Genomic DNA, 19,043 nt, shown 5'->3' on the forward strand with positions numbered 1-19,043 from the left:
CGCGGCCCTTCTTGATAGCTGGTGGGGGCAGCGCGTCATATCAAGGGTGGCCTGTCATCGCCTGCTCGCAACCGCCCGTTGCTTCCGCCTGACAGGGTGACAGGCGAGGGTGTGTTCTCACGCCTTGTTAACCTTGCCGCAAGCCTCCATGGTGAAGGATGTCGGGCATTGCCCTTGCAATGTCGCCACTTTTCCCAGGAGTCACCATGTCGAGACACGCTGCTACATCCCTTGCGCGCGCCGCCCGTCAATTCGCCGGTGTCGGTTTGATTGCCTCGCTTGCCGCGCCAGCCGTGGCCCAGGCGGCAGACGACAAGGTCTTCGGTTGGGTGGAGAAGGCGACCATCGAGCCTTGGGGCGTGATGGTGAAAGCCAAGCTGGATAGCGGCGCGCTGACCTCCTCGATGCATGCCGAGAATATCGAGACCTTCGAGCGTGATGACGAGGAATGGGTGCGTTTCGATGTCGAGGTCGAGGACGAAGCCAAGGGTGACAAGGTCGAGAACACCTTCGAGCGCCCCCTGTATCGCGACCTGACGGTGTCCGGTGCAGGCGGACGCGATACGCGCCCGGTGGTGCTGATGACGCTGTGCATGGGCGGCGAGCGCTACGAGGAGCAGTTCAGTCTGCGCGATCGTGACGGCATGAATTATCCGGTACTGCTGGGGCGCCGCACCATCCAGAGCCTGGGCGTACTCGATGTGCGCAAGACCTTCCAGACCAGCCCGGACTGTGCCGAGGACGCGCCGCTGCATCGCTATGAAGACAAGGAGTATTCCGATCGCATCGGCGCGGCGTCCTGACCTGATGTCGCTCTGAACGCTCATTGAGGAACGCGTACCGCGCACATTCATCACAAGAGGGAGGCCAGCATGTCGGGTACCGCCAGCCAGCAACCTCAGCGTGACGGTTTGCCACTCATCAGGATCTACTACGACGCGCGCTGCCCGGTGTGTCGTCGTGAACGCGCCCGCTACGAGCGGCTGTCGCGCCAAGACGCCAACGTCGAGTGGTGGGATGCGACGGATAACGCCGAGCATCTCGCCGCGCGCGGCATCGGCCTTAAGCAGGCATTGCTGTCGTTGCATGTCGAGACAGCGCAAGGGCAAATCCGTGAGGGCATGCCGGCGTATCGCCTGCTGCTTGCGCGCATCCCCGGTCTTGCCTGGCTGGGGTGGCTGATCACGCGGCCGCTGATCGAGCCGGTGCTGACGCGAGTCTACGATGCCTGGGTGCGTCGTCGGCTGTGTCGGGACGGCAGGCTGTAAGTGCCGACGAGCCCGACGCAGGCCGCTGGAACCTCCGTTGCAAGCCCTGCCGGTTCATCATGCTTTTTTGATATGCAAATGCTAATAGTTTTCGTTAGTATGTGAGGCACTGTCTGTTTCTTCACGTCTGCGAGCTTCCCGATGATCGACGCGCTTTCCCCGCTCTTTGCCGGTCCGATGGTTGCCTATCGGGACCTGATCACTACCTACGCTCAGGTGCAGGCAGGTGATGAGGCGTCGCTTCAGCGTGTCGTGCCGGCGCGCGATGTGCTCAGCCCCGGGTGGCTGGCGGCGTGCATCGCCGCGCATGGCATGCAGTACGAGACCAGCCCGGCAGACGCCGCCTCTCACCACAGCGCCCCCGATGAGCAGGCGCTGCTTTCCCAGTGGTCCAAGTACCTGTTGTCCTCGATGGTATCGCTGCCGCTGGCAGCCAACCTGCTGCTGGACCATCAACTGCCGCTGGAGCTGCGGCATCTTTCGCTGCGCCTTGGCGAGCATGGCGTGGTCACGCAGCTGATACTCGATGATGCGGCGGGGCAGGGCGCAAGCCTCCCGGCGGAGATCGAGTCGGCCGATGAGGCGACGCGCCTTCAGGCGCGCTTCCAGGGCTACCTGGCGCATCTTGAGGCCGTCATCGAGCGCCTCGTGCCGCACACTGCGTTGGGGCCCAAGGTCTTCTGGAGTAACGCGGCGCATTACTTCGTCTATATCGTCGGCATGCTGGAAGAGCAGGGCTGGGTCGCGCAGGCGGCGCCGGCACGTCAGCTGATGGCGACCAGAATTCTGGCCGACGGGCGGCGCAATCCGCTCTATCAGCCGGTCAGCGACGTGATGGACCGCCATGGCGAATGGCATACGCCGCGCAAGGTATGCTGCGTGCGTTATCGCATCGAGTGCCTGGGCTATTGCAGCAATTGTCCGCTGAGCATCGAGCGCGCCACGGCACGTCGCGCCCAGACACGTCGGGTCGATCAGCGTGCCAACTCGCGCGCGGCGCTGATAGGTAGCGACCTGTCCTGATAGGTAGCGCCCTGAGCGTCAGCGGTCTGTGTTGATCGGCGCCCTCTGGTAAGATGGCGTCCCCTGTCATTGTCCGGTATGTCGTCATGTCCTCGTCTTCGCGCCGCCCACGCGGTGCTTCCCTCGCCAAGTCTGGCGCATCCTCCCGACACGACTCGGCTGACAGACGTCAGCAGGCCGCCCCGGCTGACCGTCGTGATCCGGCCGCCCGCGAGAAGCCCAGCGCGGCCAAGGCACCTTCCGTTAAAGCGCCTGCCATCAAAGCGCCTGCCATCAAGGTGACCCCGGCTCGCAAGGGTCAGCTGCACCCCCGCAACCCGCATCGTGGACGCTATGACATGGCCGCGCTGGTCAAGGCGAGCCCGGCACTGGCGGCCTTCGTGATCAAGACACCCGCTGGCAGCGAGTCCATCGACTTCGCCGATCCCGTGGCGGTCAAGGCGCTCAATCGGGCCCTGTTGAGTCGCCATTACGGCATTGCCCACTGGGACATTCCCACCGGCTATCTGTGTCCGCCCATCCCCGGGCGCGCCGATTATCTGCATTATCTGGCGGACCTGATCAGTGAAGCGAATGGCGGTCAGCTGCCGGCGGGTGAGCACGTGCGCGCGCTGGATATCGGCACTGGCGCCAACCTGATCTACCCCCTGCTGGGCAATCGCAGCTTTGGCTGGCAGATGGTCGGCAGTGATATCAGCACGCAGGCGATCGACTCGGCTCGCGCGATTCTGGGCGCCAATGTGCGCCTCAAGGGCCAGATCGAGGTGCGTCTGCAGGCTGATCGCACGCGCCACTTCGCTGGTATCTGGGGTGCGGATGAGCGTTTTGATCTGGTGCTGTGCAATCCGCCGTTCCATGCCAGTGAAGCCGATATGGCGCGGGAATCGCAGCGCAAATGGCGCGGGCTCGACAAGTCGCGCCAGCAGCGCGGCAATGCCTCATGCAAGGGGCGTGCACGCAACGCGCCAGCGCTGAATTTCGCGGGTCAGGCGGCCGAGCTCTGGTGTCCGGGCGGTGAAGAGGCCTTCGTCACCCGCATGATCCAGGAGAGCCGCAACGTCGCCACGCAGTGCCTGTGGTTCACCTCGCTGGTCGCGCATTCGGCGAGCCTGACCGGTATCAGGAAAGCCCTCAAGTGCAGTGGTGCCAGCGAGGTCAGGGTGATCGAGATGTCCCAGGGGCAGAAGGTCAGCCGCTTTGTCGCCTGGTCGTATCTCACGCCCGACCAGCGTCGGCAGTGGGGGCGGGATCACTGGCAAGGGAAGTGAAGCGTCTGTCATAGCCGTATCAAGAGAGTCTTCGACTCAATGATGTCTTTGCATTGAAGCCCCCGTCGCCCAGCGCGACGGGGGCTTCTTGCATTGGCGGTTGTCATCCGCGCTTCACTTAAGCCTGCCTTAATAGTTTGCGGGCAAACTTTCTGCCAGAAACGCGCAGCCTGTCGGTTCCGATCGCTGCAGGATCTGACATTTATCCGGCTTGCTCGACGCCCAGTCATTGCTCAGGAGTTATTCCATGAAGTCCGCGATCACCATGATATCGCCTGGTCCAGACCACCCCTCGGCGCAGGGCGAGGAGCCCTTGTGCGGAGGAGTTTCGGTGTTGATACCGGCTCGTGATGAGCGTGACAACTTGCCGGGCCTTATTGCCGAGGTGCATGAGGCGCTTGCGGGGCAGCGCTACGAGATCATCGTGGTGGATGATGGTTCCAGTGATGGCAGTTGGAGTTGGCTCAAGCAGGCTGCGCAGGAAGATTCACGATTGCGTCCCTATCACCACGGCACCAGTTTCGGACAGAGTACTTCGCTGTGGCAGGCTGCCCGGCTGGCGCGCGGTCGATGGTTGGCGACCCTGGATGGCGATGGCCAGAATGATCCAGCGGACTTGCCGGACATGTTGTCACTGGCAACGCTCGAAAAGCTCGACCTGGTAGCTGGTCATCGCACGCAACGCCGCGATGATGCCGTCAAGCGTGTGTCATCACGCTTGGCCAATGCCATCCGACAAGCGCTGCTGCAAGATGACACGCCAGATACCGGCTGCGGAATCAAGGTCATGCGTCGTGACGTCTTCCTTCGGCTGCCGTATTTCGATCACATGCATCGTTTTCTTCCGGCGTTGGTTCGCGCTCAGGGTGGCAAGGTGCAGTCATTGGCAGTCCGTCACCGCGAACGAGTGGCAGGAGTATCCAAATACGGTTTCTTCGATCGGCTCTGGGTCGGTATTGCCGATATCGTCGGAGTGATGTGGCTTGTGCGTCGCTCGCGTCTACCTTCACCGCTCGAGAATATCTTTGGCCATGCTGCCAGTGAGGCCATCGACCATGGTTCGCTGCCGTTGGTGGGGACGCCCGTGTCGACGCCCTCTGCATCCGCGCCAACAAGCCTGTTTGACTCCCCCTCTAGATATCAGGCTGACGGTCACGATGCAGCAGCAGGTGACAGCAACCCGGACCAGGCCGACGTGGCGCGGGGTGCCTGCTGATGGATGTCAGTCCGTGGTGGGTCGCTGTCGGTTTTGGAGGCCAGGCGCTGTTCTCGGCGCGTTTCATCATTCAGTGGCTGGCCAGTGAGAAGGCACGTCGTTCCATCGTTCCGCGTGCCTTCTGGTGGTTCTCGCTTGCCGGTGGCATGACGCTGCTTGCGTATGCCATCCACCGCGAGGATCCGGTATTCATTGCCGGTCAGGGGGCAGGGCTTTTCATCTATCTGCGTAATCTGAGCTTGATCAAGCGGGATCGCCGGTCACTCACGTCGCTTGGCAGCGAAGCGTCGTCCCAGGCACCGCAGGAGTCCACTGTCGTCGAACACGCTTGTGGCAAGACGGAAGAACGCGAATCGGGCACTGACGACTCCCTGAAGGCCAGGCTCGCGTCGCTGGAGATAGAAAACGCCCGACTCAAGACTGAAGTGGCACACCTCCATGCCAATCCCGTTCAGCACCAAGGGACAGGCGCATGAAGGCAATGACGCCAGCTGGCGGTGTGTACCGAAGACTTTCCCGCCATCCCTGGTGGGTCCTGGGGGCGTTGTATCTATCTGTCTCTGCCATCGGGCTTGGCATGCGTATGCCGTGGCCTGCCGATGAGCCACGCTTCGCGCTCAATGGTCTCGAGATGTGGATCACGGGGGACTGGTGGTTGCCACACCGCGCGGGAGAGCTTTATCCCGACAAGCCGCCGATCTTCATGTGGCTCAGTGCCTTGTCCACTGGCTTGGTGGGGGATATCCGCATCGGCTTTGCCCTGCCATCGCTGGTGGCCGGGGCCGCGACTCTGGGGCTGAGCGTGGACCTGATTCGCCGCCTGCATGGCCGGCACACAGCCTTCATTGCCGGGCTGTGGTTGCTCGCGTCAGTGCAGTTCATCTTGCAGGCTCGTACGGCTCAGATCGACATGCTGGTCACGGCTTTCATCCTGCTGGGTAGCTGGGGATTGTTGCGGCATGCATTGCTCAATGATGGCGTGCGCTATTTCTATCTCGGCTGCTTTGCGATGGGGCTTGGCATCCTCACCAAGGGGGTCGGGTTCCTGCCGTTGCTGATGTTGCCTTTCTGGCTGATGGCTGCGCGTCACGCATCGACTTGGCGCAGCAGTGGTCGTTGCGCAGGGCAGCTGACATCACGCGAGCTGTTGATCGGACTCTGCTGGATGCTGGCGGCTCCGCTGCTCTGGGTAGGGCCGATGCTGGTGATGTCCTTCGTGTCCGGCGATTCGGAGCTTGCCGCCTATCGCGACAACATCCTGCTCAAGCAGACCGCTGAGCGATACACCGACAGCTGGCATCATCTGAAGCCTTGGCATTACTTCCTGACCAGTGTGATTCCCTGGGCATGGATGCCGCTGCTGCTGACGCTACCCTCGTGGCCGAAGGCACTCGCTCGCCGCTTCTCGCGCCGCGATCTACGAGTCTGGCTGCCCCTGGTGGGTGCGGCATTGATGGTGGTCTTCTTCTCGTTGTCTCCAGGCAAGCGGGGAGTCTATATCCTGCCGGCGCTGCCGCTGTTGGTGATCGGCCTGGCACCCATGTTGCCGGGGTTGTCACGTAAGCCTCATGTCTCCTGGCTGGGGTTTGCACTTTGCGCCGGACTGGCAGGCATCTTCCTGATCGCGGCACTGCTCGGTGTCTTCGGGTACCCGGCATTGGTGACGCTTGCTGCAAAGGAGGGGGTGGTGCCGTGGGGGTGGTGGGGGCTGCTGGGTGTCAGCGGTATCGCGCTCTGTACCTGGCTGAAACCACGGAACGGCTTGTTGGCCTTGGGGATTTGGCTCGTGGTGTTCTGGAGTCTGTGGGGCACCTGGGGGGCACGATTGATGGACCCGGTTCGCAATCCTGCCCTACTGATGGCGCAGGTTGCCGAGAAGAGCGATTACCAGGCATTGGCCATTCCCGATTTTCGTGAGCAATACATCCTGCAGGCGCGCCAGCCATTGTGGCACTTCGGTTACAAGACGCCGGAGGAAGACCAATTCTCGCGCCTCTATGCATGGCTGAAGGAGGCCCCGCAGAACCGCTGGGTCTTGTTGACACCCCGCAAGCTCAAGCGGCATGCCTGTCTGGATGGCGCACAGGCCATCACATTGAATGAGCCTGATGAGCAATGGGTACTGCTACCTGGCAGCGCGGCCGTGAAATGTCAGGGCAATCCCGATGTTGCGCCGATTTATCTGGCGCCGACCTCGGTCTCGAATGAAGCGGCACAGCTGATCGGACTTCCCCAGCGCCATACTCTGATGCCGGAGGTTCAGCCATGAAGTGTCAGAAGCAACTTTCATGTGCGATATCCCTGGTGGGAAGGGGCTCCCATTCGTTGATCAACCTGAATGCCAGCGAGCGAATATGTTGGACGCTATGGGGAGTGTTGCTGATGTCAGCAGCGCTGGCACGACCCTATCTGCCCATCGATGAAACTCGCTATGTCTCGGTGGCATGGGAGATGTGGCATGCCGGCAGCGGGTTCGTCTCGACCATGAACGGGGCGGCCTACGCTGACAAGCCGGTACTGTTGTTCTGGTTGATTCACGCCGGATGGGTGGTCTTCGGAGTCAATGATGTCTGGCCAAGATTGGTGATGCCACTGGTCAGTCTGCTGGGTATCTTGCAGATAGGGCGTGTCGCCCGCACCCTGTGGCCGGCCACTGGCCTGGCCGATGCCGAACGGCAGAGGCATGAACTTTGGGTACTCATGGTGCGTTGGATGCTCGCCGGTTGTCTGATGTGGGTGCTCTATAGCCAGGCCTTGATGTTCGATGTGCTGTTGACGACGTGTCTACTAGGCGCGTTGCGGCCCTGGTGTACACCACAGGGAGGGCAGCCGTTCAGCCTGAGCGTCGTGCTCGAGAGTGGTGTGTGGCTGGGGTTGGCCTTGCTGGCCAAAGGGCCGGTCGCACTCTTGTGGTTTCTGTTGGTGGTCGGCTCGCGCCCCTGGTGGACGCAAGCACAAGCCCGCGAGGTGTGGGTCTGTGAGTGGCGCGGTTGGGTGTTGAGCCTGCTGCTGAGCATCGCGGTGTTGTGCATCTGGTTGCTTCCCGCCGTCATCACAGGCCCTCCCGACTATGTCGAGGATCTGCTTTGGGGCCAGACGGCAAACCGCGTCGTCTTCGCGCAGGATCATGCTCGACCGCCATGGTGGTATCTACCGTGGCTGGCGATGTTGATCTTCCCGCTCAGCCTGCGCCCGCGATTGCTGATCGAGGGGTTTCTGGCCTCGGTTGTTCGGCGGCCAACGTCAGAGCATCCCTTGCTGAAGCTGGGACGCTTCTGGGCACTGGGCGCACTGCTGGTTTTTTCACTTATCTCCGGCAAGCAAGTGCATTATCTGATGCCGCTACTGGTACCGGTGAGTCTGCTGCTGGCCTGGGCTGCTCTGCGCCAGCCTCCGGCTCGCACATCGCTGAAACTGCTGGCAATGATCAGCGGTGGCCTGGGACTGACAAGCCTGGCGTTGGCGGTCATCGTCATGCCCGCAGGCTGGCTGACTGATGCCTCATTTCTGCCGACCAACGCAGCGCTGGTGGCTTCGGGCAACGCAAGCCTTGCGTGTCTCATGGCTGGAGGTAGCTTGCTGGCCTTGATGGTATGGCTATGGCCTTCCGTGGATGAGGCGAGACGCTCCATCACGGCTCAAACACCTGCCGCTGAGTCACTGGGCAATAGCGCGCTGAATGCTCAGCGGCGACTGGCGCTGGGTAGCGTGTTGCTGGTGACCTGCTTGCTGGCCCTGACATTACGTCCGTTATGGCCACGTCTGGATCAGACTGCCCTGGCTCAATGGGTTCAGCACCATCAACAGGAAGGCCAGGAGGTGGCCGTCGTTGGCTGGGACTATCAGGCAACCTGGCAATTTCTGGGGCGACTGACCCAACCGCTGAAGCAGTTGAAGCGCGATTCGAGTCAGCTGGATTCCTGGCAGACAGCGCATCCCGATGGCTGGCTGATAATCGAGGCTGACAAATGTCTGCGTCTACCCGACACGCGAGGCCCTCTGGCCGGCATGCGTGATTGGTGTCAGGCGGCAGTAGACGATGGAGCCAATGCCACGCCGGTCTTTCATCAGGGACGCCACCGATTATTGACGGTACCCGCAGCGGCATTGGGCGGCCCCTCATCAGCACCAACGGCGTTGGTCATGACCGCTCAGGAGAAACGATGAGCATGAAAATACTGGTAACTGGGGCTGCAGGTTTCATTGGTGCTGCTCTGTGTGAGCGACTCTTGAAGGAAGGCCTGCAGGTCGTCGGTCTCGACAATCTCAACCCCTACTATCCGTTGGTGCTGAAGCAGCACCGCCTGACACGTCTCGAAGCACTTGCCGGGCAGTGCGTTGCTGCCCCCGGGAATGCACGCCGGCTGGGCAGCTTTCGCTTCGTCAAGCTGGATCTTGTCGAACGTGAGGCGCTTCGCACATTGATGCAGGAAGAGGAGTTTGATGTCGTCGTCAATCTGGCGGCCCAGGCTGGGGTGCGCCACTCCATCATTCAGCCTTTTGATTATGTCGACAGCAACCTGGTCGGCTTCGTCAATCTTCTTGAGGTTTGTCGTGACACGGCTCCGAGCCATTTGCTCTATGCTTCCAGCAGTTCCGTTTACGGGGATGATACCCGTCAGCCTCTGCAGGAATCCCAGGCGGGTGTACGCCCGCTCTCGCTGTACGCTGCCACGAAGCGCTCAAATGAATTGATGGCTTACAGCTACGCGCATCTCTATGGTTTACCGGTGACAGGGCTACGCTTCTTTACCGTTTATGGCGCCCGCGGGCGCCCGGACATGGCGCCACTTCGTTTCGCACGCAAGCTGCTGGCCGACGAGGTGATCGATGTCTACAACCATGGACAGATGGCACGTGATTTCACCCATGTCAGTGATATCGTGGAGGGCATCTACCGGCTTATGCACCTGCCGCCGACGCAGGAAGTGAATGCCGCTCCCTCGCGTGTCCTGAACCTCGGGCGTGGCGAGCCCATCGCATTGGGGAATTTCATCAATGGCCTCGAGGCAGCGCTGGGTGTCCCGGCTCGCAAGCGTCTGCTGCCGATGCAGCCAGGGGATGTCGAGCGTACCTGGGCAGATACCTCGATACTCGAGACGCTGACCGGCTTTCGCCCCAGTGTCAGTCTTGCCACAGGGCTTGAGGAGTTGGCTGAGTGGGCGCAGCAGTATCCGTCATTGCTGAGAGAAACCGATGATGAGCAATCGCCCCGGGTGAGTTGTCCTGACGAAGCAGGCGTCGCTGCAGGTGGACATTCTGGACGCATGACAAAGGCCGGCATGTCCGCCATGACGGCCTTGGCCTTCAGTAGTGGAACTCTCTTGAAGGCCTGAGTGGGATCAGTGGCTGTATATCTGAGGTCAGGTCGAGAAGAGACCAGTTCCCAACGCAAAGAGCCCCGCCAGTGACTGGCGGGGCTCTTTGTGTCTTGCCTGTCAGCCGCTATCAGCAGCGACCCTCGCAGTTGGCAGGCTTGTCATTGGCGATGCGCCAGTCTTCCTCGTTGGCCAGCGTGGCCAGCGGCGACAGCATCGAGAAGTCGAACTCGGTGAGGCAGGTGCCGCGTTGTACGCGCTTGGGCCAGTCATGATTGGCCAGCGCCGAGCGACCGATGGCGACCAGATCCGCGTGCTGCAGGGCGGCCTGCGCCTTCGCGACGCTGGCGACATTGCCATTGGTGATCAGACTCACCTCGGCGGCCTTCTCGCTGCGCACCTGTGCCGCCAGTGCGGTCAGGCTGAGACTGCGCTCGCACTCGTCGTCTGCCTCGGGGAAGGCGGGGGCATCGACATCACTGCCGGTCAGGTGCAGGAAATCCAGCCCGGCCTCCATCAGCTTGGCGAAGCGCTCGCGGGCCTCGTCAGGTCCGCCCTGCCAGGTGAGGTTCGGTTCGGTCACGGTGCCCTGGGACAGGCGCATGCCGATGGCGAAGTCGGCGCCGACCGCCTCACGCACGCTGCGGATGACCGCCAGCGGGAAGGCCAGACGCGCGATGGCGTCGCCGCCCCAGGCATCGTCACGCTGATTGAAGCGCTCACTGATGAACTGGTGGATCAGGTAGCCGTTGGCACCATGCAGCTCGATACCATCGAAGCCGGCTTCCTTGGCGCGACGGGCGCTGGTGGCAAAGCCGGCGATCGCGTCATGGATCTCCGCTTCGCTGATCTCGCGGGCCAGCGGGAAGGGGCCGGAGCCACCGTAGAAGCTGAGCATCTCGCCACTGGCGCGGCTCTCGGAAGGGGCGACGACCTCATCCTTGAAGCGGTTGAGCTGGGTCTGGGCGCCGGCATGCATCAGCTGGGCGATGATACTGCCACCTTGTTGATGCACGGCGTCGACCACCGGACGCCAGCTGTCCTGCTGCGCCTGATTGGCTAGCCCCGGCTGGTTGGCGTAGCCCTGGCTGAAGGCTTCATCGGTGTAGATGCCTTCGGTGATCAGCAGCGAGAAGTTGCCCCGCGCGAAATCGCGATAGTAATCGACCATGTCGAAGTGCACCTGGCCGTCATCCTGCGCGCTGGTACGCGTCATCGGGGCGAGCACCAGGCGATTGCTGAGCTCAAGCCCGGCGAAGGCATGGGGGGTGAACAGTGCGGTGGTGTCTGTCATCTAGTACGTCTCCCGCGGAAAGCATTCCGCTGTCGTATCCGGTCGTAGGCCCTGAGCGTCTGCGTGCACAAAGAGGTGAAGATCGACGCAGTGCGGTGGCCTGAATGAATGATCGACGGATCATCTGCATGTCCTATATCGTGCCTGCCGCACCTGGGTGTCACAAGCCGGAACGCTGGAAGGAGAGTGTTGTCGTTTTGACAACCTGTGCATGTAATTGACTGAATTTGCGAGATTTTTTCTCAAATAATTCAGGGTTGCTGCATGAAGTGGCAACGCAGTGCTGCTTTCCATGCACATAAGCATATGCGCGTAACGACGCAGGCCCCGCAACCGTGGGTTACGGGGCCTGCGTCATCAGCGCCAATCGTGCCTATGGCGAGTGCTCCGTGCTGGCGATCACTTGCCGTCGCACTGGGCGTTCTGCTTGCTGCTGCCGGAGGGCGGGCAGCCGAACCAGTTCTCGGTCGGCTTGGCCTGGCCAGTATTGGCGTGTCGGCCGCCCTGGCTGCCGATCTCGCCGCCATCGAGGCTTTTCTGTACCTGGCGCGTGGCGTTGTCCTTGGCTTGCTGGCGTGCCTCGGGCTGTTCGTTCTGTTGATAGTGCGCGCCGTTGTCAGCTGCACCGTCTGCGGTGCGCTTGGAGTGGCTGGGCGTTGGCTGGCCCTGCGAGGAATGCTGGGAAGAGGCCGCGCCGCTGGTCCCTGTCTCGGTGTTCATCTCGTCGAAGGCCTGAGCCGGGGAGAGGCCCAGCAGGCCCAGCATCACTGCGGCGGCGCCAATGCCACGGCGCAGGCGGGTGCTCGCGGCAGGGTGCAGGCCGGGGCGCTGGCCATGGAGAGAGGCGTTGTCGTCAGTGATGTCTGTCGAGGTCTTGTAGAACATGATGAGGGGACTCCTTGCGGGTCTGGCTGCCGGTGTCGGCAGCCGCGCGGGTGAGGGATTCACCGGCGACGTATTAGGTGTCGGCGAATGCTGCGCCAGCTTGCGAGCGCACGATGCCAGACATGAGAGGATGACGTGAGTGACTGCAACTCGGCGTTGCGCGCCAGGTAATCGATAGAACAGTTATCGGGGCGCACGGCGGGAATTCAACTCTTGTTCAATAATTGGCCGTGGCGACGGGCGCACTCGCCGGGGTGGGTGGCATGTCTTGCTCACTCGATTGAGGCGCAGCCGACACGCGATCGATCAGACACTTCTGATGGCAAAAGGGCAGACGCCCCTTGAAGTCGCGACGCGTCATGACAATGTGGGAGGGACAGGGCAACGGCCCTGAGTGTTCACCCAGGTCAAGGAGACAGGCATGACGATCAAGAAAACCGGTTCCGCGCATTGGGAAGGTAGCGTCAAGCAGGGTAAAGGCACTGTCAGTAGTGAAAGTGGTGCGCTCAAGGATCAGCCTTACGGCTTCAACACGCGCTTTGAAGATGGCGCCGGCACCAATCCCGAAGAGCTGATCGGGGCGGCCCACGCCAGCTGCTTCTCGATGGCACTCTCGATGATGCTGGGCGAGGCGGGTCATGAGCCCAAGGCCATCGACACCACCGCCACCGTCCATCTGGATAAGGACGACAGCGGCTTCAGCGTGACCAAGGTCGCCCTGGTGACCAAGGCCGATGTGCCGGGCATCAGCGAGGCAGACTTCCAGTCCACCGCCGAGAAGGCCAAGGGTGGCTGCCCGATCTCCAAGCTGTTCACCGCCGAGATCTCGCTGGAAGCCTCGCTGGTCAACTGAGGCGTCGCTTGTCGACCCAGTCGTGCGGGCGAATAGCCGTCAGGCGTCGACCACGACGACAACGACAACGACAACGACAGCGACTCGCGTGACCGCAGGCATCATCTCTGCGACGTGAGCATAAAAAAACCGCCCCTAGGGGCGGTTTTTTTCGTTGTGGGCGGTGAGCTTTCCGAGCGCGTGCGCTAGCGCTTGTCTGAGCCATTTTCAGAACCGTTTGCTGAACCGCTTTCTGAACCACTGCCTGAACCTCTGTCTGGGCTCATTGCCAACTCCTCCTCCTCGCTGACCTCGCCGGCATGCTGCATGGCATTGCGGCGGGATTGCAGCCGCGTCAGCGGCTTGCGATCCGGCGTGCGGTACCAGCGAATATTCTCGCGTGAGCACTGCTCCAGCTCGGCGATCACCTGGGCGCCGAGCAGCAGGATCACGGCGCCGATCTCCAGCCCCAGCAGCAGCACGATCAGCGTTGCCAGTGAGCCGTAGACGGCACCGACGAAGGACAGGTGGGTGAAGTACCAGCTCAAGGCGAGACGTGTCAGCTCCCACAGGGTGGCCGCGACCAGACCGCCGACCAGCGCGCGGCGGGTCGAGACGCGGGTCTGGGGCAGTATCTTGTAGATGGCGCTGAACAGCCCGAACATGCCGACGATGCTGATCAGATAGATCACCTCGCTGCCGGCATCGCCCAGGGTCAGCTCGATACCGGTCAGCAGCGTCAGGGCATCATTCATCGCCGAAGCCAGCGCCACCAGCAGGGTCAGCGCCAGCAGGCCTGCGCCCAGCACCATCACGAAGGCATAGGGCAGCAGGGCGGAAATCCACGCGCTGCGCTTACGAATCACCGGATGCTGATGGAAGATCAGCGCGATGGCATCTTCCAGCATGCGAAAGGCCAGCCCGGCGAAGAACAGCAAGCCGCCCATGCCGATCCAGCTGATCACCTCGCGATTGGCCAGCAGCTTGCGTACGGCGTCCAGCAGGATATCTTCCTGCCCCGGCCCCAGATGCTGGACCTGAATGGCGATGATGCTCATCAGGCGCGTTTCATCCACCAGGTGCGTCAGCAGCACGCAGAGCAAGGCGAACAGCGGCACGCTGGACAGCAGGATGTTGTAGCCGACGCCACCGGCCAGCAGCACGCCACGGTTGGCGATGAACTGTCCGATGACGCGCAGGGCGAAGGCCAGCAGACGCGGCAGAAGGCGCAACAGGCGGCTGCTCACGGAGTCTGCAGCAGGGTCTGGCATGGCTGGGCATCCTCGCTTTGGTTCGTGAAGTCAGTTCATGGGTGATGTCAGCCGCGCTGTCGGGCGCGATGCTGGAAGAACGTCGAGGCGGTATAGAGCGCCAGACCGGTCCAGATCAGCACGAAGGTGATCAGCATCGTCGGATGCAGGGTTTCCTTGAAGATCAGCAGCGCGATCAGAAACTGCATGGTCGGGTTGATGTACATCAGAAAGCCGACCGTGGCGAGGCGCAGGCGACGCGCTGCACCGGCAAAGGCGAGCAGCGGCAGCGCGGTGAGCACGCCACTGGACATCATCAGCACGCTGGCGGGAAGCCCTAGCGGGCCGACATCGCTGGCCGTGAAGTGCGATTCGCCGGAGAACCACTGACCGCCGATTAGCAGCAGCGCGAGTGGCGCGAGCATCATCGTCTCGACCAGCAGGCCCGACAGGCCATCCAGTGCGATGCGCTTTCTGAGCAGTCCGTAGGTGCCGAAGGTGACGGCCAGCGAGAGCGTGATCCACGGCAGTTTCGTCAGCCCGATCAGCTGCAGGCTCAGGCCGAGAACGGCCAGCCCCAGCGCGAACAGCTGCACGCGCGTCAGGCGCTCCTTCAGGAACAGCATGCCCAGCCCGACATTGACCAGCGGCGTCATGAAGTAACCCAAGCTTGCCTGCAGTACCTCATGCACCTCCACCGCGTGGATGTAGATGCCCCAGTTGAGCGCGATCAGGATCGAGCAGGCCAGCACCGGCACAAGCTTGCGGGGTTCGGCGAAGGCGGCGCGGACCGGCGACCAGCGTCGGATGACGCTGATCAGCAGCACCATGAACACGCAGCTCCACAGGATGCGGTGCAGCAGCACTTCCCAGGCGGGAATGCCCTCGAACAGCGCGAAGTAGAGCGGAAAACAGCCCCACATCACATAGGCGCCCAGCCCGAAGCCGACGCCCTTGGCGCTCTCGCGGCGCGCCTGCGCCAGACTCTCGGCGCCGGGGCTTGCCTGCTCCCGCCTCATGCGGAGTCGCTCGAACCATCCTGCGCCAGTGGCTTGTCTGCGATCTGCGCCAGCGGTTTACCTGCGATGTAATAGCCCGACGGCTCAAGGGCGATAAAGAAGCTTTCGGCCTCCGGATAGCCGGCCTCATTCATGGCCTGCGCGATGGATTGGGCGCACAGATCGCGCACCTTCTGGCCACGTTCGAACCACAGCACCTCGACGAAGGGGAAAGCGTCGACGAGCTGACCATCGAACACATACTGGGTGGTGATGCATTCCAGCGTGAATTCGTCGCGCGCGGTGGCGGTCGCTTCGCTCAGCTGATCGATCAGTGCGCGCGAGACAGGGGCAAGACGGGCAGGCGTGACACCGTGGAAGCGAAGCTGAGGCATGAAGCTCTCCTGTGAGTCGGGATGGGGAGTGGGCGAGCAAGCTCGCGGTGAACAGACGTCGCCGCAACCTGGCGTGGCGACTTTGCGTTCATCGCCAATATATCACTGGCTTCTGATGCTCACACCCGCCGCCAGGGATTCGTGCGCGTGCTGAGCGGTACGGCGATGACAGATCATGCTTTGCCTCTCACATCTGATCGCCACAGACGGTAGAATGAGCGCTTTCAAGGCGTGGCACGACCAGCGGCAGGGTGGGCAAGGCTCACGCCGCCGCGAATCCGCCAGTTGCCACTCAAGCGTCCATTCAGTCAGCAGGGAGGCACGACGACCATGACGACACAGCCACAGGCGACTTCCTCGCAAGCGAATGCTGGTGATGCCTCGCGAGGGGCGACACTGCGTGTCAGCCTGGTGCAGGCGGACCTGCGCTGGGAAGACCCGGCGGAGAACTGCCGTCTGCTCGGCGAGCAGCTGGATGCTGCTGGCCTGGTCATGGGCGCCGATGGCCGCAATGCCGCAACCGATCTGATCGTGCTGCCCGAGATGTTCGCCACCGGCTTCACCATGAATTCGCGTGAGATGGCGCAGCCGATGGAGTCCAGCGAGAGCGTCGACTGGCTCAAGGCACAGGCCATCACCCGCGGTTGCGTGATGACCGGCAGCATTGCGGTGCTGGATGACGGCGAGTGTTACAACCGCATGCTGTGGGCCACGCCCGACGGCGAGGTGACGCACTATGACAAGCGTCATCTGTTCCGCATGGCAGGTGAGCATGAGCGTTATGGCATGGGCTATGAGCGGGTGCTGGTCGAGCTCAACGGCTTTCGGATCCAGCTCTCGGTCTGCTATGACCTGCGCTTCCCGACCTGGCTGCGTCAGCGCCCTGTCATCGGTGGCGTGAGTGCTGCCGAGACCGCCGCCGACAGCGCCTTTGAATATGACCTGCTGCTGTGCGTGGCCAACTGGCCGGGCGTACGGCGTCATCCGTGGCGGACGCTGCTGCAGGCGCGCGCCATCGAGAATCTGGCTTATGTGGTGGGCGTCAACCGTGTGGGTGACGACGCCAACGGGCTGCACTATACCGGCGACTCCATGGTCTGCGACTTCAAGGGCGAGCCCATCCTCGACCCTGCGCCAGACCAGCCCTTCATCGAGACCGTGACGCTTGAACGCGGCGCGCTCGACGAGTTTCGAACCAAGTTTCCGGCGTGGATGGACGCCGATCATTTCACTCTGGAGGCCTGATGCGCCTGGACAAATTCCTTACCGAAACCACGGATCTCAGCCGTAGCGATGCCAAGAAGGTCGTGCACCGCGGCGATGTCACCGTGGATGGTGAGGTAGTCAAGAACACCGCGAGCGCCGTCAAGGATGGCATGCGCGTCGAATGGAATGGCGAGCACCTGGAGCTGATGGGGCTGCGCTATCTGATGCTGTACAAGCCGGCCAATGTGGAATGCACCAGCAAGCCGGGCCTCTATGAGCGCGCGCATGACCTGATCGATCTGCCCAATGTCGAGCGCCTGAGCATCGTCGGGCGTCTTGATGTCGACACCACCGGTCTGGTGCTGATGACAGACGACGGCCAGTGGAACCACCGCGTCACCTCGCCCAAGAAGGCCTGTGCCAAGCGCTATCGCGTCACTCTGGCGCGTCCGCTGGAAGGCGATGAGCTGGCGCGCGCCGTGGAGGACTTCGATCATGGCCTGATGCTGGATGGCGAGGAGAAGCCGACCCGCCCGGCGCGCCTCGAGATGGAAACCGCCACCGTGGGGCTGCTGTGGATCACCGAAGGCCGTTACCACCAGGTGAAGCGCATGTTCGCGGCCATCGGCAATCATGTCGAAGCCCTGCATCGCGAAGCCATCGGGGCTGTCGAGCTGGACCCGGAGCTGGAGCCGGGCGAATGCCGCTTCCTGCGTCCGGAAGAGATCGCCAGTTTCTGATCATTCGCTTCTGGTCGCTAGCTTCTGATTCGTCAGCGCATGCGTCATGAAAAGCCCCCGTCATTTTTCACGAATGGCGGGGGCTTTTTCATGCGCGTCGTTGGCTGCCGAGCCTTGTATCGTTCCAACGATCGCGCTTAAGGTAGTGATTCGTCTGCTCGTTTTGTGAATTCTTTGCGGGAAGCGCGTTTTGCAGAAGGGGCATTTATCAAGATGTCATCTTCGCTCAAGCGTCTGATTCACGCATTTTCATGACAATGACGTATTCATAACAACAACGAGGAAAGTCCACTATGTCGTCCCCCTTCACCAAGTCCCACCTGCTGAAACCTCTGCCACTGCGCATGGCGCTGGCGGGCAGTGGCCTGTTGCTGGCAACGCTGTCGGCGCCGGCGTCTGCCGCGGAAGATGCCAGTGTGGTGTTCTCCGCGCCGCCGTGGCCGGGCGTGACCATGAAGACCGAGATTGCCTCGGAAGTCTTTGAAGCGCTGGGTTACTCCCCCAGCACGCGTCAGCTGGGCGCGCAGATCACCTATGAAGGTATGTCGCTGGGCGAGGTGGATGCCTTCCTCGCCGCCTGGCTGCCGGCGCAGAGCAACATGTACGACGCCGCGATGGAGAAGGGCACCCTGGTCGACATGGGCAACAATGTCGAAGGCGCGCGCCTCGGGTTCGCGGTGCCGGGCTACGTTGCTGAGGCCGGAGTGACCTCCAACGAAGACCTCGACAAGCCGGAATTCGCCGACAAGTTCGAGAAGACCATCTATTCCATCGAGATTGGCTCCGGTTCCAGCGAGATCGTCAACAAGGGGGTCGACGGTGATATCTATGGTCTCGGCGACTGGGACCTTAAGGAGTCATCGACGCCGGGCATGCTGGCGACCGTGGCCAACTCCGCCAAGAGCAAGGAGTGGATCCTGTTCGTCGGCTGGACACCGCATTGGATGAACATCGAGTACGACATGGTCTTCCTCGACGACCCGGATGACATGTGGGGCCCGGGTGGCGGCGCCAGTGATGTGAAGACCTTGGCCAACAAGGAATGGTCGGAAGCGCACCCCAATGCGACCCGTCTGCTCGATCAGCTGGCCTTCAGCTCGGATGATCAGAGCGCGCTGATCTACGGCTATGGCAAGGAAGAAAAGCCGCAGGAAGAGGTCGCCGGTGAGTGGATGAAGGCCAACCCGGCCAAGGTCAAGGCCTGGTTGGAAGGCGTGACCACCCGTGATGGCGAACCTGCCTGGCCGGCCGTCAAGGAGGCCCTGGGTCTGCCGGAGGCATGATCGACAGCTTGGAAAGGTGCCACTGATCTTTGTGGATGCAATACCTTGAATATTGTGATCAGTGTAC

Annotated in this window: 18 protein-coding genes; 13 read left to right on the plus strand and 5 right to left on the minus strand. The window is 62.1% G+C overall.

Features of this window, described 5'->3' with window-relative positions:
* Positions 1–206 precede the first annotated feature (206 nt).
* The 9 genes from HA399_RS06090 to HA399_RS06130 all read left to right on the plus strand — a co-directional run bounded on the left by HA399_RS06090 (position 207) and on the right by HA399_RS06130 (position 10,111).
* Entirely contained in the window at positions 207–803 is a 597-nt protein-coding gene (locus tag HA399_RS06090; RefSeq protein ID WP_052384744.1) for a RimK/LysX family protein, read from the plus strand.
* A 69-nt stretch (positions 804–872) separates the two neighbouring features.
* Entirely contained in the window at positions 873–1,268 is a 396-nt protein-coding gene (locus tag HA399_RS06095) for a thiol-disulfide oxidoreductase DCC family protein (RefSeq protein WP_404326412.1), read from the plus strand.
* Positions 1,269–1,409: 141 nt separating this feature from the next.
* A complete protein-coding gene (gene fhuF, locus HA399_RS06100; protein ID WP_404326413.1) occupies positions 1,410–2,291 on the plus strand; it encodes a siderophore-iron reductase FhuF in 882 nt (293 codons plus the stop codon).
* A gap of 86 nt (positions 2,292–2,377) precedes the next feature.
* Positions 2,378–3,559, plus strand: coding sequence for a 23S rRNA (adenine(1618)-N(6))-methyltransferase RlmF (rlmF, locus tag HA399_RS06105; RefSeq protein WP_404326414.1), 1,182 nt, complete (start codon positions 2,378–2,380; stop codon positions 3,557–3,559).
* 247 nt (positions 3,560–3,806) lie between these two features.
* Entirely contained in the window at positions 3,807–4,775 is a 969-nt protein-coding gene (locus tag HA399_RS06110) for a glycosyltransferase family 2 protein (protein WP_404326415.1), read from the plus strand.
* Entirely contained in the window at positions 4,775–5,251 is a 477-nt protein-coding gene (locus tag HA399_RS06115) for a lipid-A-disaccharide synthase N-terminal domain-containing protein (RefSeq protein WP_404326417.1), read from the plus strand. Before HA399_RS06110 ends, HA399_RS06115 begins: the two co-directional genes overlap by 1 nt.
* A 101-nt stretch (positions 5,252–5,352) precedes the next feature.
* The gene (locus HA399_RS06120; RefSeq protein WP_404326418.1) at positions 5,353–7,044 is read left to right on the plus strand and encodes an ArnT family glycosyltransferase; all 1,692 of its coding nucleotides are present in this window, start codon (positions 5,353–5,355) and stop codon (positions 7,042–7,044) included.
* A 113-nt stretch (positions 7,045–7,157) separates the two neighbouring features.
* Positions 7,158–8,942, plus strand: a complete 1,785-nt coding sequence (locus HA399_RS06125; protein WP_404326419.1) for an ArnT family glycosyltransferase — start codon at positions 7,158–7,160, stop codon at positions 8,940–8,942.
* A 2-nt stretch (positions 8,943–8,944) separates the two neighbouring features.
* Positions 8,945–10,111: an NAD-dependent epimerase/dehydratase family protein gene (locus HA399_RS06130; RefSeq protein ID WP_404326421.1), complete on the plus strand. Its 1,167-nt coding sequence runs from the start codon at positions 8,945–8,947 to the stop codon at positions 10,109–10,111.
* Positions 10,112–10,223: 112 nt separating this feature from the next.
* On the opposite strand, the gene HA399_RS06135 is transcribed toward HA399_RS06130, so the two are convergent.
* Together HA399_RS06135 and HA399_RS06140 are read right to left on the minus strand one after the other, a co-directional pair.
* A complete protein-coding gene (locus tag HA399_RS06135) occupies positions 10,224–11,387 on the minus strand; it encodes an NADH:flavin oxidoreductase (protein ID WP_404326423.1) in 1,164 nt (387 codons plus the stop codon).
* A 399-nt stretch (positions 11,388–11,786) separates the two neighbouring features.
* The gene (locus HA399_RS06140; RefSeq protein ID WP_279838150.1) at positions 11,787–12,272 is read right to left on the minus strand and encodes a hypothetical protein; all 486 of its coding nucleotides are present in this window, start codon (positions 12,270–12,272) and stop codon (positions 11,787–11,789) included.
* Between the two features lie 421 nt (positions 12,273–12,693).
* On the opposite strand from HA399_RS06140, the gene HA399_RS06145 reads away from it, so the two are divergent.
* Positions 12,694–13,125 (plus strand): OsmC family protein, encoded by a 432-nt coding sequence (locus tag HA399_RS06145; protein WP_043335071.1) that lies wholly within the window; start codon positions 12,694–12,696, stop codon positions 13,123–13,125.
* A gap of 185 nt (positions 13,126–13,310) precedes the next feature.
* Here the strand turns inward: HA399_RS06145 and HA399_RS06150 are convergent, their stop codons facing one another.
* Genes HA399_RS06150 through HA399_RS06160 form a run of 3 tightly spaced genes read right to left on the minus strand, consistent with a single transcriptional unit; the run spans position 13,311 to position 15,747 of the window.
* Positions 13,311–14,375, minus strand: a complete 1,065-nt coding sequence (locus HA399_RS06150; protein WP_404326425.1) for a YihY/virulence factor BrkB family protein — start codon at positions 14,373–14,375, stop codon at positions 13,311–13,313.
* 47 nt (positions 14,376–14,422) lie between these two features.
* Positions 14,423–15,373: an EamA family transporter RarD gene (gene rarD, locus HA399_RS06155; protein ID WP_404326426.1), complete on the minus strand. Its 951-nt coding sequence runs from the start codon at positions 15,371–15,373 to the stop codon at positions 14,423–14,425.
* Positions 15,370–15,747 (minus strand): DUF1904 family protein, encoded by a 378-nt coding sequence (locus HA399_RS06160; RefSeq protein WP_131431706.1) that lies wholly within the window; start codon positions 15,745–15,747, stop codon positions 15,370–15,372. The genes rarD and HA399_RS06160 overlap by 4 nt, the downstream gene beginning before the upstream one ends.
* A 330-nt stretch (positions 15,748–16,077) precedes the next feature.
* On the opposite strand from HA399_RS06160, the gene HA399_RS06165 reads away from it, so the two are divergent.
* The 3 genes from HA399_RS06165 (at position 16,078) to HA399_RS06175 (ending at position 18,976) form a co-directional block, all read left to right on the plus strand.
* Positions 16,078–16,992 carry a nitrilase family protein gene (locus tag HA399_RS06165; protein WP_153635444.1) on the plus strand — a complete coding sequence of 305 codons (915 nt, stop codon included), beginning with the start codon at positions 16,078–16,080 and terminating at the stop codon, positions 16,990–16,992.
* Entirely contained in the window at positions 16,992–17,693 is a 702-nt protein-coding gene (locus HA399_RS06170; RefSeq protein ID WP_054555772.1) for a pseudouridine synthase, read from the plus strand. Before HA399_RS06165 ends, HA399_RS06170 begins: the two co-directional genes overlap by 1 nt.
* A 293-nt stretch (positions 17,694–17,986) precedes the next feature.
* Positions 17,987–18,976, plus strand: coding sequence for an ABC transporter substrate-binding protein (locus HA399_RS06175; RefSeq protein ID WP_404326429.1), 990 nt, complete (start codon positions 17,987–17,989; stop codon positions 18,974–18,976).
* Positions 18,977–19,043: the final 67 nt, after the last annotated feature.

Source organism: Cobetia sp. UIB-001, assembly GCF_044789135.1.
Classification (GTDB): Bacteria; Pseudomonadota; Gammaproteobacteria; order Pseudomonadales; family Halomonadaceae; genus Cobetia; species Cobetia amphilecti.

Coding starts and splice junctions, on each gene's coding strand:
- HA399_RS06120 (WP_404326418.1), top strand. CDS start 5,353: ATGCGTATGCCGTGGCCTGCCGATGAGCCACGCTTCGCGCTCAATGGT.
- rarD (WP_404326426.1), bottom strand. CDS start 15,373: ATGAGGCGGGAGCAGGCAAGCCCCGGCGCCGAGAGTCTGGCGCAGGCG.
- HA399_RS06135 (WP_404326423.1), bottom strand. CDS start 11,387: ATGACAGACACCACCGCACTGTTCACCCCCCATGCCTTCGCCGGGCTT.
- HA399_RS06145 (WP_043335071.1), top strand. CDS start 12,694: ATGACGATCAAGAAAACCGGTTCCGCGCATTGGGAAGGTAGCGTCAAG.
- rlmF (WP_404326414.1), top strand. CDS start 2,378: ATGTCCTCGTCTTCGCGCCGCCCACGCGGTGCTTCCCTCGCCAAGTCT.
- fhuF (WP_404326413.1), top strand. CDS start 1,410: ATGATCGACGCGCTTTCCCCGCTCTTTGCCGGTCCGATGGTTGCCTAT.
- HA399_RS06140 (WP_279838150.1), bottom strand. CDS start 12,272: ATGTTCTACAAGACCTCGACAGACATCACTGACGACAACGCCTCTCTC.
- HA399_RS06125 (WP_404326419.1), top strand. CDS start 7,158: ATGTCAGCAGCGCTGGCACGACCCTATCTGCCCATCGATGAAACTCGC.
- HA399_RS06090 (WP_052384744.1), top strand. CDS start 207: ATGTCGAGACACGCTGCTACATCCCTTGCGCGCGCCGCCCGTCAATTC.
- HA399_RS06165 (WP_153635444.1), top strand. CDS start 16,078: ATGACGACACAGCCACAGGCGACTTCCTCGCAAGCGAATGCTGGTGAT.
- HA399_RS06170 (WP_054555772.1), top strand. CDS start 16,992: ATGCGCCTGGACAAATTCCTTACCGAAACCACGGATCTCAGCCGTAGC.
- HA399_RS06110 (WP_404326415.1), top strand. CDS start 3,807: ATGAAGTCCGCGATCACCATGATATCGCCTGGTCCAGACCACCCCTCG.
- HA399_RS06115 (WP_404326417.1), top strand. CDS start 4,775: ATGGATGTCAGTCCGTGGTGGGTCGCTGTCGGTTTTGGAGGCCAGGCG.
- HA399_RS06175 (WP_404326429.1), top strand. CDS start 17,987: ATGTCGTCCCCCTTCACCAAGTCCCACCTGCTGAAACCTCTGCCACTG.
- HA399_RS06095 (WP_404326412.1), top strand. CDS start 873: ATGTCGGGTACCGCCAGCCAGCAACCTCAGCGTGACGGTTTGCCACTC.
- HA399_RS06130 (WP_404326421.1), top strand. CDS start 8,945: ATGAAAATACTGGTAACTGGGGCTGCAGGTTTCATTGGTGCTGCTCTG.
- HA399_RS06150 (WP_404326425.1), bottom strand. CDS start 14,375: ATGCCAGACCCTGCTGCAGACTCCGTGAGCAGCCGCCTGTTGCGCCTT.
- HA399_RS06160 (WP_131431706.1), bottom strand. CDS start 15,747: ATGCCTCAGCTTCGCTTCCACGGTGTCACGCCTGCCCGTCTTGCCCCT.